Raw genomic sequence first — 13979 nt, 5'->3', positions numbered from 1 at the left:
GTGATTTTAGATCCGCAGCAGTATCAGAACTGAAAGAGGAATTATGAATTTACACCAACCTTTGACGGTTCTGCCTGGTGTGGGACCGAAATCAGCAGAAAAATTTGCCAAGCTGGGTCTAGGGACCTTGCAGGATTTGCTGCTTTATTTTCCTTTTCGTTATGAGGATTTTAAGAGTAAGAATGTCCTAGACTTGGAGGATGGAGAAAAGGCGGTTGTTTCTGGTCAGGTCGTAACCCCGGCTAATGTCCAGTATTATGGCTACAAACGCAATCGCCTGCGCTTTACCATCAAGCAAGGGGAAGTCGCTCTGGCAGTTAATTTCTTTAACCAGCCTTATCTGGCGGACAAGATTGAAGTGGGAGCCAATATAGCCGTCTTTGGCAAGTGGGACAAAGCCAAAGCCAGTCTGACTGGTATGAAACTGCTGGCTCAGGTAGAGGACGACTTGCAGCCTGTCTATCGGCTGGCTCAGGGAATTAGTCAGGCCAGTCTGGTCAAGCTGATTAAGACTGCCTTTGACCAAGGTTTGGACTTGCTCTTAGAGGAAAATCTGCCCCAGCCCCTGCTGGAACGCTACCAGCTAGTGAGCAGAGTGGAGGCTGTGCGGGCTATGCATTTTCCAAAGGACTTGGCGGACTACAAGCAGGCTCTTCGGCGGGTTAAATTTGAAGAACTCTTTTATTTCCAAATGCAGCTGCAGGTCTTAAAGAGAGAAACAAAGGCTGTCAGCAATGGATTGAAGATTGATTGGCGGTCGGATGCTGTAGCCGAGAAAAAGCAGAGCTTACCTTTTGAGCTGACTTCGGCTCAGGAGCGCAGTCTGACAGAGATTTTGCAGGATTTGCGGTCGCCTGGGCACATGAATCGTCTGCTGCAGGGTGATGTGGGAAGCGGAAAGACAGTAGTCGCTGGTCTGGCTATGTATGCTGTTTATACAGCAGGCTATCAGTCCGCTCTGATGGTTCCGACAGAAATTTTGGCTGAGCAGCATTTTGACAGCCTAGCTCAGCTTTTTCCAGAATTGAAGCTAGCCCTGCTAACTGGGGGAATGAAAGCAGCTGAACGCCGGGAAACTTTGGCAGCGATTGAAAAAGGTCAGGTGGACATGATTGTCGGAACCCATGCCCTTATTCAGGAAGGAGTTCGTTACCATGCATTGGGGTTGGTCATTATTGACGAGCAGCATCGCTTTGGGGTGGAGCAGCGCCGGATTTTACGGGAAAAGGGAGACAATCCTGATGTCCTCATGATGACGGCGACGCCTATTCCCAGAACCCTTGCTATCACAGCATTTGGTGATATGGATGTGTCTATTATTGACCAGATGCCGGCGGGACGCAAGCCTATCATCACCCGCTGGGTCAAGCATGAGCAGCTGGAAGTCGTCCTCGACTGGCTGAAAAAAGAGCTCCACAAGGGTGCTCAGGTCTATTTTATTTCTCCCTTGATTGAGGAGTCAGAAGCTTTGGATCTTAAGAATGCCATTGCCCTAGAAGAAGAATTGACAGCCTATTTTGGTCGGCAGGGCCAAGTGGCTCTGCTTCATGGCAAGATGAAGAGCGAGGAAAAAGAGGCGATTATGCAGGACTTCAAGGAAGGACGGACTGATATTCTGGTCTCTACCACGGTCATTGAGGTCGGAGTCAACGTCCCTAATGCTACGGTGATGGTCATCATGGATGCGGACCGCTTCGGACTCAGCCAGCTTCATCAGCTGAGAGGCCGTGTCGGCCGAGGTAATAAGCAGTCTTATGCCGTCCTTGTTGCCAATCCTAAGACGGAGTCGGGCAAGCGCCGCATGAAAATCATGACTGAGACGACCGACGGTTTCCTGCTGGCTGAGGAGGATCTGAAAATGCGAGGCTCTGGAGAAATCTTTGGTACTCGGCAGTCTGGTATACCAGAGTTTCAAGTGGCAGACATCGTAGAAGATTATCCGATTTTAGAAGAAGCCAGAAAGGTTGCCAGCCAGATTACAGCTGATCCGAACTGGCGGACAGATTCTAATTGGCACTTGATTGCTCTTCATTTGGACAAGCGAGATTACCTAGATTAAAGGTTCTTTGAATTAAGTTTCCTGCAAGATATTTATAAGTAGGCTTTAAGTTTGAGGGATTATACTATTGTCAAATCAAAGAAAGAGGTAGGACCAATGACAAAGTAAACATCCCTTAAAATCCTATAACCAAAGCTTGAAGACAAGAAGACTTGCGAGGTATGAGCCACTCAAAGAATAAGAATAATTTAGAATTTTTTCATCATAAATCTCCTAACAAATCACAAACTTCACCCAATCGGTGAAGTTTTTTGTATTTAATTGAAAAGACTTGTTCGTTTCAAATAGTAGATAGGGATTGCTGCCGGATTTCTTTGACTATAAGCTTTCCCTAAGAAATCTATAAGAGATTCTTAAGTTTAGGGCTGTATCCTTATATCCAAGTAAGAACAAAAAGATTAGATACCAAACTTGAAGCTAAACACTCCAAGAGTTTCGTTTTTGCTCTTAAAGAATGAATGATAAGCGAGGTAAAAGCTATGAAAGTTACAATCAAAGTCCACTATCCGAAGACATTTAAGCAAGCTCAGAAAATGAAGGTGACCTATGGTAAGTGATTATATTTTTGAAATTCTAGAGTCTCTGTTTGAGGTTATCTTCTAAGTCCAGCGATTCAATGAAGTTTTCCCAGTGTTAGAATATGAATGAGTCAAAAAAGTGCTAAGCAACCTTAGCACTTTTTGATTTAAAGAAAATAAATAGGGATTTTTTTCTCAGCCTTCCATATAATCTCGTAGTTCTTGACCTTTGAGTCCAGCATTCAGGGCGATGAGCAGTTTGATTCTGGCTTTTTGAGCATTGAGCTCTTTGACAAAGAAGATGCCAGCCTGGTGTAGCTGAACGCCGCCACCTTCATAAGCATAGACAGGCTCAGCAATTCCGTTGAAGCAGCGAGAGACCAGAGCAACTGGCAAGCCGTCAGCTATCATATAAGCCAGTTTGTCAGCTACTTCCTTGGGGAGGTTGCCAGCACCGAATGCCTCTATGATGAGGCCGTCTATCTTGTCTAAATCCAGCATGTCCAGAAGCTCTGTCTTCATACCAGCATAAGCTGAAATGATGGGCACCAGACCAGAGATGCTGTTTAAGTCAAAGCGGACCCGAGGCTCCGCTGTCTTAAAATAGAGAATTTCCTGCTTCATAATCAAGCCAAGCGGTCCGTGAGTCGGCGTCTGGAAGGTGCTGACATTGGTCGTGTGGGTTTTGGTTACATACTTGGCAGCATGTGCCTCGTCATTCATAACGACAAGTACGCCTTTATCACTAGCTTTTTCATCGCTAGCCACCCGTAGGGCTGTCAGGTAGTTATAGACTCCGTCACTCCCCAGCTCATTGGAACTGCGCATAGCTCCGGTCAGAACGACCGGAATCTTCGGCAGCTGCATAGTATCTAGAAAGTAAGCTGTCTCTTCTAAAGTATCTGTCCCATGAGTAATGACCACTCCGTCAAATTGGTCAGCACTGGCTTTGATTTTCTGGTAGAGCTTGAGCATGTGCTGGGGCGTGATATGAGGACTGGGAATATTAAAAAAGTCAATGACTTCCGTCTCTATCCCCTCAAGCGGAACGGTCACATGGTTCATAGGGTTATCAGCATTGGTAACGACAGCCCCAGAGCCGTCAGCCTGCATGGAAATGGTTCCTCCTGTATGCAGGACCAAGATTTTCTTTGTCATAAATCCTTTTTCTCCTTGTACTCATAATGCAGAGTTGAAAAACTACATTATATTTTCATAGAGTTTTCAATTCTATTGCATAGATTTTACTCCAGCTTTTCTTTTCTGAAATTCATGTGATTGTGTGTCGTTTTTGTGTTATAATTTATTGTATCATAAAAGGAAAGAATGAGAAAATCAATGGAAGTAAAGGCCGTCTTTTTTGATATTGATGGGACACTGGTCAATGACAGTCGAACGGTTTTGAAATCTACAGAAAAGGCTATTCAGAGTTTAAAGGAGCAAGGAATATTAGTCGGTTTGGCAACAGGCCGTGGTCCTTTCTTTGTCAAACCTTTTATGGAGCAATTGGACTTAGACTTTGCTGTGACCTATAATGGCCAGTATATTTTTTCAAGAGATAGAGTGATTTCTGCCAGTCCTATTGACAAGCAGAGTTTACGGGATTTAATCGCCTATGCTAAGAAGCATCGGAAAGAGATTTCCTTGGGAACGGCTGAGGCTATGCTGGGCTCCAAGATTATGTCCTTCGGCATGAGCCCTTTCTCCCAGTGGACTAGCCGCTTCATCCCTAAGCGAATGGCGCGAACAGTCAGTCACGGTTTTAATAAAGTCATCAGCAAGGCCTTGCCCCAGCATGAAAAGGATCTTCTACAGCTGATACAAGAGCCGATTTACCAAGCATTGATTTTGGCCAGCCCGGAAGAAAGCCGTAAGATTGAAGCAGACTTTCCTGATTTGAAATTTACTCGCAGCAGCCCCTATGCGGTCGATATTATCAATAAAGACACGTCTAAGCTAGAGGGGATTCGCCGAGTCGGTAAGGAATACGGTTTTGACATTCATCAGGTCATGGCCTTCGGTGATTCTGACAATGACTTGGAAATGCTATCGGGAGTTGGCCTCTCCATTGCTATGGGAAATGGAACCAGCTCGGTCAAGGAAGTGGCCAAGCATACGACTAGCAGCAATAGTCAGGATGGGATTCACAGGGCTTTGGAGCATTTTGGTATCCTAGCGAGGGAAAAGGTCTTTACCAGCAGCGACCATCACTTTAATAAGGTTAAAGAGTTCCATAGTGTTATGGATGAAAGCACTCAGGAAGAGCCAATTGCTTGGTCGCCTCAGGACGCTCGCTATCGGGCAGGCTTCAAGCTGGAAGAGCTGGTCGAGTTTCTGCGAGCAGCTAGTAACTCAGAGGAAGACTTTGATAGCTCTGTAGCCTATCTCCATCAGGCCCTTGACAAGGCTGCCGACAAGGTTCGCTCCAAGAGTCAGGCTGAGGTTTCTCTAGTCGGTCAGGTGGATGCCTTGATTGATACTCTATACTTCACTTATGGCAGTTTTGTCCTGATGGGAGTGGATCCAGAGCAGCTGTTCGATATTGTCCATCGGGCTAATATGGGCAAAATTTTCCCAGATGGAAAAGCTCACTTTGACCCCGTTACCCATAAAATTCTCAAACCAGATGATTGGGAAGAAAAATACGCTCCCGAAGGAGCTATCAAAGAAGAACTGGAACGACAGATTCAGGCCTACCAGCGTACCTTAGAGCAGAAAGAAGAAAACTAGAGCAGTTACCTGCTCTAGTTTTTATAAAGTTTTTTCTGGATCTCTGACCACGAGTAAATCAACTTTGGCGTGGCGCAGGATATATTCGGAGGAAGAACCGACTAGCAGCCGTTCAAAGGCATTGAGACCGGTAGCACCGACCATAATCAAATCTACCTTGTGCTCTTCTGGGATATCTGTTGCCAAAATAGTCTTGGGATTGCCCATCTCAATGACAATGTCAACATACTTGATACCGGATTTTTGAGCCTTTTCTTTCAACTCAGCTGTCAGCTTTTTGGCATCTTCCTGCAAGTCCTCGTAGACATCTGCATCAAAGGTTGAGACACTTTGCAAAGCCCGGGTGTCAATGACGTGGGCGATAGTGAGACGAGAGCCGTTTCGGAGAGCTACGTTAACACCTTTTTCAAAAGCTAGTTCGGATTCGTGAGAACCATCCACAGCAACCATAATGTTTTCATATTTCTGAGTCATAGAGCTACCTCCTCTAAAATGGTCGGCAAAGGACGTCGCATCATTCACAGAATGATTGGGCTGACCAAAAATCAATCAGTCCATAACGTCCGAGTGATTTACAACTATTTTCTTGTTTCTATTGTAATCCTTTTCAGAAAAAAAGTAAAGATAAAATGGAAATGCTGTCAGGAAATTGCAAGCTGAGAAAGAGTCCGTTGCTTTGAGGGATTAGAAAAGGAATGGGGCTCTTTATCTTATCAATCGCTTCATAATTGGATGAAAAGTGAGTTTATTTTTTGTTGTCAATCGCTTTTTCTGGTGGTATAATGATAACATTCTGATGAATAGAGGAAAAATAAGAATGAAAGAATTTGACAAGTCCAGCAAGCTGGAACATGTTGCCTATGATATTCGCGGTCCGGTTTTGGATGAAGCTATGCGCATGCGGGCCAACGGTGAAAAGATTCTCCGCCTCAATACAGGAAATCCGGCTGAATTTGGTTTTACCGCTCCTGATGAGGTCATTCATGATTTGATTATGAATGCGCGTGACAGTGAGGGCTACTCTGACTCCAAGGGGATTTTTTCAGCCCGTAAGGCTATTATGCAGTACTGCCAGCTTAAGAATTTTCCTAATGTAGATATTGATGATATTTATCTGGGAAATGGCGTCAGCGAGCTGATTGTTATGTCCATGCAGGGCTTGCTTGATGACGGGGACGAGGTGCTGGTGCCGATGCCAGACTATCCACTCTGGACGGCTGCAGTCAGTCTGGCTGGTGGGAATGCTGTTCACTATGTTTGTGATGAGCAGGCAGAATGGTATCCAGATATTGACGATATCAAGTCAAAAATCACATCTAATACCAAGGCTATCATTATCATCAACCCTAACAATCCAACGGGAGCACTTTATCCTAAGGAACTGCTGCTGGAGATTGTGGAAATTGCTCGCCAAAATAATCTCATTATCTTTGCGGATGAAATCTACGACCGCATGGTGATGGACGGCAATGTCCATACGTCTGTGGCTAGTCTGGCTCCTGATATCTTCTGTGTCAGTATGAATGGTCTTTCTAAGTCGCACCGAATCGCAGGCTTCCGTGTTGGCTGGATGGTGCTATCTGGGCCTAAGCATCATGTTAAGGGTTATATCGAAGGGTTAAACATGCTCTCCAACATGCGCCTGTGCTCTAATGTCTTGGCTCAACAAGTCGTCCAAACCTCACTTGGCGGTCATCAATCTGTGGATGAACTGCTGTTGCCAGGTGGTCGTATCTATGAGCAGCGTAATTTCATCTATCAGGCTATTCAGGATATTCCAGGACTGTCAGCTGTAAAACCTAAAGCTGGTCTCTATATTTTCCCGAAAATTGACCGGAACATGTATCACATCGACGACGATGAGCAGTTTGTGCTCAATTTCCTCAAGCAGGAAAAAGTCCTTCTCGTCCATGGACGAGGTTTTAACTGGAAGGATCCAGATCATTTCCGCATCGTTTATCTGCCTCGAGTAGATGAGCTAGCTCAAATCCAAGAAAAAATGACGCGCTTCTTGCGCCAATATCGCCGTTAATAAGCGGATGTTATAAAAAGGCTGGAAAATATTCCGGCCTTTTTATAACTTATTTTACATATTTTTTAGTCCAATGGTTGTCTTTGAATTGCAAAAATAAAAAAATTAAGATGCTCTGGAAATTGAATTTGAGGTCGATTGGTAAAAATTATAGGTGCTTTTACCGACATTTTTTAGGATTTTGTCCAACATTTTTTATATATCTGTCCAAAAATGCTTAAAAAAATGTGTTAGCGTCTTCCTTCCAGAAGACAAACATGGTAGAATGTGTTTGTCAATGTTTTTAACAATGATGAAAAAGTGGAGGAGATTATATTGACAATGAAAAAGACACTTAGTGCTTTTTCTGTCAGTGCAGCGGCATTGTCTTTGGTGCTCGCAGAAGGAGTTCAGGCTGATCAATTAGTTGATAATCAGTCTTATTCTGATGCGCCCGTTAGTCAAAGCCAACCACAGGCAGAAAACACACAGAAGGATGAATCTGTTTCGAAAGAACAGGTAGACGCTGCTCAGGCTCTTGTACAAGAAGCCGACAGCAATGTTGCACAAGGGAAAGCTGATTTGGCTCAGGCTCAGGCAAATACTGCTGCGGCTCAAAGTCAGGTCGAGCAAGCACAAGCTGAAGCTAACCGGGCACAGGAGGCAGCTGATAAAGCTGGTCCGGAAGCTATTGAAACAGCTAAGCAAGAAGAGAGCAATCAAAAAGCTCAAGTGGACAGCAATAAGTCAGAACTGGCTAAAGCTGACCAAGCAACCAAGACGGCTGAAGCTGAGCGCGATGCTCAGGCAGCCAAGACTAAAGAAGCTCAAGAGCAAGCGAAAACTCAAGAAGGACGACTTGCTAAAGCGCAAAATGACGTGAAGGAAGCTCAGGCCAACCTAAGCGGTGAAGCTACAGCTAAGGCAGAAAAGAATGTGAAAGCAGCCCAAGATAAGGTGGCAGCTGACCAGTCTGCTGTTGAAACAGCTCAAGCAAAAGTAGCTACAGCTCGTCAGACTGACAGTCAGAAGCAGGCTGAGGTTGCAAAAGCTCAGACCAACCAGACTCAGGCTAAGACGGCTCGTGATGCTTCTCAGAAGAACTTGCAGGAAAAAACTGCTGCAGCTGAGAAGACTCAGTCAGACTTGAACCAAGCTCAACAGGCTTTGAAAAAGGCTCAAGCTGGAACGATTACTACTGAAGCTTCTAGCAATAAAAACCGTGTGTCTATGACTCCGGAATACATTGCAGCCTTGAGAGAGCTAGTTGCACCGAATTTATCAGAGCAAAAAACTAATGAGATTCAAAAGAGACTTGCTGCACTGAATGCCAGTGCTAAGGCTCTCAATCGTTATGTGGCTGATCCTACAGATAGCAAAGCTTTGATTGATACCAACAATATTCCACAGAATGTTCGTCAGGAACTTTCACAGTTTGCTTCAGAACTCATCAACCAGCTGCGTGTTCAGATGGGAACAGGTGAAGTAGTTGTGACACCGTCTTCAATTGATTTCGCTGATAAAGTGGCAACAGAATACCGCAAAGACAACTGGAACTGGGATTTGATGGAGGAATACCATCACGATGCTCGAGGAATTAACCGCGTAGCGCGTGAATATGGTTTGATGACCACAAGTGCTGAGCAGGAGAGCAAAGGTCTCCAGTACTATGAAAACGCTTATATCTGGAGAGAAAATGCTAGTCAAATGAGTGTGGCTGAAATGAAGAGACGGGTCTATGATTCTGTTGTTGAATTCATGTTTAATGGCTACGAATGGCTGCATGCTACATCTATCTCTGGTCTCAATACTGGTCGCCAGAAAAACTATCTGGGAGTTGATTTCTCAATGGAAGGCGACATCACTATGGCTCATTTCACCATGGTGTCAGAAGATCAAGTCAAATATGCTAGCAAAAAGAACTTCAATGCCAGCCCTATTACAGGAAAAGCTCCAACAGCAAAAGTAGATCCGCAAGAAGTAGCCAAGGCTCAAACAGCCTATGATGCTGCCTTCAAGGCCAATCAACTGGCTCTGGCATCTAAGGGAGTTGCCCAATCTACTTATAATCGGAGAGCTGCAGCTTTAGAGCAAGCCAATCAGCAACTTGCTCAGGCGCAAGCTCAAGCAGGTGAGTCAGCAACTGCTCAGGCTCAAGCAGCTCTTGCAGCAGTTCAAGAGAAGTTGGCAGCTGATCAAGCAGCTTTGGCAGCAGCACAAGCGGCTCTGCAAAACTCAAACTTGGATGACAAGACTAAAGCGGACAAATTAACTCAGGCTCAAGAAGCTCTGACTGCTGTTCAAGCAACAGTTGCCGCAGCTCAAGAAGCTCTAAAAACTGAATCAGATAAGTTGGCTCAGCTAGAAGCAGCTTTGAATGCAGCAAAAGAAAGAAAGACTAACCTTGAAAATGCTCTTACAGCAGCTGAAGCAGCCTTGCAAACAGCTAAAGAGTCATTGTCAAATCTTGAAAATGCAGAAGAAAACTTGGAACAAGCTAAAAGCAAGTTAGCTGTAGCTCAGGCAGCTTACCAAGCGGCTCTTACAGCTCAAACAGATCAAGAAGCAAAGGTGGCAGTTTTAACTGCAGTTCAAGCACAAGCTAAGGCGACATACGACTTGCTAGCTCAAACTTATGCAGAACAAAATAAGGAAGAAGATATTCGCTATTACCAGTCTGTTTTGGCTCATACAGAGGAGCGCTTCGCTCGCTATCCGCTTACTGGACAAGTAGGAGATCCTCAGCATACAGCTCTTGGAACTACTGGAGATGCTGGAAGTGCTAGCCCTGTAAATCATAAACAGGCAGCTGCTTCAGGTCATGTCTTACCTAAGACAGGGGAACATTCTTCTTGGCTTATTCTAGCAGGCCAAATGCTTCTGCTCATGGCTATGAAATTGTTCTACAAGAAACGTTTTCTTGATTAGAAAGAACAAAAGTAATCAAAAACAGTCAAATTCTTGACTGTTTTTTGTTTAATATAACTTGACATATCAAGACATATACCTGAAAAATTCTTTATTTTATAGAATTGTATGTAATTGTTTTTCAATAAAAAATTTTCAGATAATTATTGAAATTTCACTGCTTTTATGTTACAATGAAGCTAATAAATATGAGGTAAAAATATGGCCGATTTACTAGAAAAAACACGAAAAATTACGTCTATTCTGAAGCGCTCGGAAGAGCAGATGCAGGAAGATTTGCCCTATAATGCTATTACGCGTCAGTTGGCTGATATTATCCACTGCAATGCCTGCATTATCAATAGCAAGGGACGTCTTCTAGGCTATTTCATGCGCTACAAGACCAATAATGACCGTGTAGAAGCTTTTTTCCAAGATAAGAATTTCCCAGAGGAGTATGTCCAAGAAGCCAATCTGGTTTATGAAACGGAAGCTAATCTGCCGGTGACGCATGATTTGACGATTTTCCCAGTGGAGACCAAGGATGATTTTCCAGATGGCCTGACTACCATTGCTCCCATTCATGTTTCAGGTATTCGTTTGGGTTCATTGATTATCTGGCGCAATGACAAGGAATTTGCGGACGATGATCTGATTTTGGTTGAGATTGCCAGCACAGTGGTTGGTATCCAGCTGCTTAACTTCCAGCGGGAAGAGGATGAAAAAAATATCCGCCGCCGGACGGCAGTGACCATGGCAGTCAATACTCTGTCTTACTCAGAACTGAGAGCTGTTTCAGCAATTTTGGGAGAGCTCAATGGCAATGAAGGCCAGCTGACAGCATCTGTCATTGCTGACCGTATCGGGATTACCCGCTCAGTGATTGTTAATGCCTTGCGCAAGCTGGAAAGTGCTGGGATTATTGAAAGCCGCTCACTGGGAATGAAGGGAACTTATCTGAAAGTTCTGATTCCAGATGTCTTTGATGAAATTAAAAAGAGGGACTACTAATGGCTAAAGCACTGATTTCCATTGATTATACAGTTGATTTTGTCGCAGATGAGGGCAAGTTGACAGCAGGAGCGCCAGCACAGGCAATTTCTGAAGCCATTGCTCAAGTGACTAAGGCAGCTTTTGACAGAGGCGATTATATCTTCTTTGCTATTGATGCCCATGATGAGAATGATGCCTTTCACCCAGAAAGCAAGCTGTTTCCGCCTCACAATATCAAAGGAACTAGCGGTCGCAATCTTTATGGTCCTTTGGCTGATTTTTATGACAAGCATCAAGCAGACTCTCGGGTCTTTTGGATGGATAAGCGTCATTATTCTGCCTTTTCTGGCACGGATTTAGATATTCGATTGCGGGAAAGAAAGGTAGATACAGTTATTTTGACAGGAGTCTTGACGGATATTTGCGTCCTGCATACAGCAATTGATGCCTATAATCTTGGTTATCAGATTCAGGTGGTAGAGCCAGCTGTGGCTTCTCTGTCAGAGGAAAATCACAAATTTGCCTTAAACCACTTGCAAAATGTTCTGGGTTCGACTATAATAGATACAATTTAAAAGTAAAAGAGAAGCAGAGTAGGCTTGCTGACTTGCACAGAGAGTGCTGATGGCTGAGAGCAGCACCAAGAAAGCAAAAGCCGAAGAACATGTTTCGTAATCTTTTGTGTGATTAAGCACAAACGTCGCTCACGTTACGAGTTCAGAGGCTGCCTTTTAGGGCGGCGAATAACAGTGGTACCACGGCTTTCGTCTGTTTTAGAGACGGAAGCTTTTTATTTTGCAGTAGGTCCAGTGAAGACGATGGGGAAATATAGCTAATATCCTGAACAGCAGGGTGGAGCTACGAATTGATTTGAGAGGGAAAGAACATGAAAGAAATTTTTATCGGAAATTATGGTTTAGAGCAGGTCGGACAGACCATGACCGCAACTGGCTGGGTGGCCAATATCCGCAATCACGGCAAGCTAGCCTTTATTGAATTGCGGGACCGCGAAGGCTTGCTTCAGGTCTTCGTTGGCGGTGAAATCGAAGATTTTGCTAAGCTGGAAGACATTGGTAAAGAGGATGTCATTGCAGTGACTGGGCAAGTAGTTCAGCGGGAAGAGCGCTTTGTCAACAAGGCTATTAAGTCTGGTCAGGTTGAGCTAAGGGCTGAGAAGATTGAGGTCATTGCTAGCAGCAAGGCCCTGCCTTTTGAGCTGGACCAGCATGCCCATACTGGGGAAGACCTGCGTCAGAAATACCGCTATCTGGACTTGCGCCGTGAGAAGATGACACATAACCTCAAACTTCGTCACCAGGTCACATCAACCATTCGGGAATATTTGAATGATTTGGACTTTTTGGAAGTGGAGACACCTTATCTGACCAAATCAACTCCTGAAGGTGCTAGAGATTTCTTAGTTCCTAGTCGGGTCTTTAAAAATCAATTCTACGCGCTGCCTCAGAGCCCACAGATGCTCAAGCAGTTATTGATGGGCGCTGGACTCGAGCGCTATTATCAGATTGTTCGTTGTTTCCGTGACGAAGACCTGCGGGGAGACCGTCAGCCAGAGTTTACCCAGGTGGACTTAGAGCTGAGTTTTGCCAGCGAGGAAGAAATCCGAGCTCTGGTTGAAGCCATGCTCAAGGCTGTTGTCAAGAAAACTCATAGTTTAGAACTGACAGAAGCTTTTCCGACTATCAGCTATGAAGAGGCTATGAGCCGCTTTGGTTCTGATAAACCGGATACGCGCTTTGGTCTGGAGCTAAAGACTTTGACGGATTTGTGTCAGTCCAATGACTCGCTGCTCATCAAGAAAGCCTTGGATAATCAAGAAAAGGTGATGGGGATCTGTGTGCCAGATGCGGCTAGTGCTTTTAGCAAGAAACAGCTGAGTCACTACTATCAGGAAATGAAGGAATTTGGTTGCAGTCGTTTTGCCAATCTAAAGGTTGAAAATGGCCAGTTGGTTGGAGATTTGGCTAGTACCTTTGAGGCTGAGAGTCAGGATTTACTAGCACGTTTTGAGGCCAAGGATGGAGATTTGATTCTGCTAGTCATGGCTAAGAAGCGTCGGGCTCAGGAAGCTTTGGGACATCTGCGTATAGAAGTCGCAAAAGCTTTAGATTTGATTGACCCGAGTCTGCTTCATTTCCTCTGGGTTGTGGATTGGCCGCTGCTGGAGTGGAATGAAGACCAAAATCGCTATCAAGCCATGCACCATCCTTTCACACAGGGGATTTTTGAAGATAGACAGGAGCCAGACCAATTCCGCAGCCATGCCTACGACATCGTCTTGAATGGCTATGAAATTGGCGGTGGGAGTCTGCGGATTCATGACCGGAAGGCTCAGGAAGCTATGTTTGAGCTTTTAGGCATGAGCCGAGAAGACTATGAACGGGACTTTGGTTTCTTCCTGGAAGCCTTAGAATACGGCTTCCCACCACACGGCGGCTTGGCTCTGGGCTTAGATCGCTTGGTTATGATTTTGGCTGGGGAAGAAAATATCCGCCAAGTCATCGCCTTTCCGAAAAATGGTACTGGCTTTGATCCTATGCTGGAAAGTCCAAGTTTGGTGGATCTAAGACAGCTCAAAGAACTGCATTTGGAATTGAAGAATTAGCCTGAAATATGGTAAAATGAAATGATGCGAATTCCTGAAGAATGGCAGGAAGAAGCTGAAGAAAAGAGCTAGCGGATGGCAAATAAATGAGCGTCCCTAGCTTGTCAAAGTAAAGGTGAGCTGAAGCTTGGAAATAAA

At 44.7% G+C, this 13979-nt stretch carries 9 protein-coding genes; 7 read left to right on the top strand and 2 right to left on the bottom strand.

Features of this window, described 5'->3' with window-relative positions; all coding sequences use genetic code 11:
• The first annotated feature begins 43 nt into the window (after positions 1-43).
• Positions 44-2059: an ATP-dependent DNA helicase RecG gene (gene recG, locus D8877_RS01395; RefSeq protein WP_049544245.1), complete on the top strand. Its 2016-nt coding sequence runs from the start codon at positions 44-46 to the stop codon at positions 2057-2059.
• Between the two features lie 713 nt (positions 2060-2772).
• Here the strand turns inward: recG and D8877_RS01390 are convergent.
• The gene (locus tag D8877_RS01390) at positions 2773-3735 is read right to left on the bottom strand and encodes an asparaginase (protein WP_002901048.1); all 963 of its coding nucleotides are present in this window, start codon (positions 3733-3735) and stop codon (positions 2773-2775) included.
• 180 nt (positions 3736-3915) lie between these two features.
• On the opposite strand from D8877_RS01390, the gene D8877_RS01385 reads away from it, so the two are divergent.
• On the top strand, positions 3916-5307 hold the full coding sequence (locus D8877_RS01385) for a Cof-type HAD-IIB family hydrolase (protein WP_032912072.1): 1392 nt from the start codon (positions 3916-3918) through the stop codon (positions 5305-5307).
• 21 nt (positions 5308-5328) lie between these two features.
• Here the strand turns inward: D8877_RS01385 and D8877_RS01380 are convergent, their stop codons facing one another.
• A complete protein-coding gene (locus D8877_RS01380) occupies positions 5329-5781 on the bottom strand; it encodes a universal stress protein (RefSeq protein WP_002911873.1) in 453 nt (150 codons plus the stop codon).
• A gap of 343 nt (positions 5782-6124) precedes the next feature.
• Here D8877_RS01380 and D8877_RS01370 point away from each other — a divergent pair, with 343 nt between their 5' ends.
• The 5 genes from D8877_RS01370 (at position 6125) to aspS (ending at position 13841) form a co-directional block, all read left to right on the top strand.
• Entirely contained in the window at positions 6125-7339 is a 1215-nt protein-coding gene (locus D8877_RS01370; protein WP_009659361.1) for a pyridoxal phosphate-dependent aminotransferase, read from the top strand.
• A gap of 321 nt (positions 7340-7660) precedes the next feature.
• On the top strand, positions 7661-10246 hold the full coding sequence (locus tag D8877_RS01365; protein WP_080555587.1) for an SEC10/PgrA surface exclusion domain-containing protein: 2586 nt from the start codon (positions 7661-7663) through the stop codon (positions 10244-10246).
• A gap of 201 nt (positions 10247-10447) precedes the next feature.
• Positions 10448-11236, top strand: a complete 789-nt coding sequence (gene codY / locus D8877_RS01360; RefSeq protein WP_002896308.1) for a GTP-sensing pleiotropic transcriptional regulator CodY — start codon at positions 10448-10450, stop codon at positions 11234-11236.
• Positions 11236-11793 carry a cysteine hydrolase family protein gene (locus D8877_RS01355; protein ID WP_002911884.1) on the top strand — a complete coding sequence of 186 codons (558 nt, stop codon included), beginning with the start codon at positions 11236-11238 and terminating at the stop codon, positions 11791-11793. Before codY ends, D8877_RS01355 begins: the two co-directional genes overlap by 1 nt.
• A gap of 311 nt (positions 11794-12104) precedes the next feature.
• Positions 12105-13841: an aspartate--tRNA ligase gene (gene aspS / locus D8877_RS01350; protein ID WP_002911886.1), complete on the top strand. Its 1737-nt coding sequence runs from the start codon at positions 12105-12107 to the stop codon at positions 13839-13841.
• Positions 13842-13979: the final 138 nt, after the last annotated feature.

This window comes from Streptococcus sanguinis (genome assembly GCF_003943735.1).
Classification (GTDB): domain Bacteria; phylum Bacillota; class Bacilli; order Lactobacillales; family Streptococcaceae; genus Streptococcus; species Streptococcus sanguinis_E.
The sequence above is the reverse complement of the archived record's forward strand: the minus strand, read 5'-3'. Positions and strand labels throughout refer to the sequence as shown.

Coding starts and splice junctions, on each gene's coding strand:
- recG (WP_049544245.1), top strand. CDS start 44: ATGAATTTACACCAACCTTTGACGGTTCTGCCTGGTGTGGGACCGAAA.
- D8877_RS01390 (WP_002901048.1), bottom strand. CDS start 3,735: ATGACAAAGAAAATCTTGGTCCTGCATACAGGAGGAACCATTTCCATG.
- D8877_RS01385 (WP_032912072.1), top strand. CDS start 3,916: ATGGAAGTAAAGGCCGTCTTTTTTGATATTGATGGGACACTGGTCAAT.
- D8877_RS01380 (WP_002911873.1), bottom strand. CDS start 5,781: ATGACTCAGAAATATGAAAACATTATGGTTGCTGTGGATGGTTCTCAC.
- D8877_RS01370 (WP_009659361.1), top strand. CDS start 6,125: ATGAAAGAATTTGACAAGTCCAGCAAGCTGGAACATGTTGCCTATGAT.
- D8877_RS01365 (WP_080555587.1), top strand. CDS start 7,661: ATGAAAAAGACACTTAGTGCTTTTTCTGTCAGTGCAGCGGCATTGTCT.
- codY (WP_002896308.1), top strand. CDS start 10,448: ATGGCCGATTTACTAGAAAAAACACGAAAAATTACGTCTATTCTGAAG.
- D8877_RS01355 (WP_002911884.1), top strand. CDS start 11,236: ATGGCTAAAGCACTGATTTCCATTGATTATACAGTTGATTTTGTCGCA.
- aspS (WP_002911886.1), top strand. CDS start 12,105: ATGAAAGAAATTTTTATCGGAAATTATGGTTTAGAGCAGGTCGGACAG.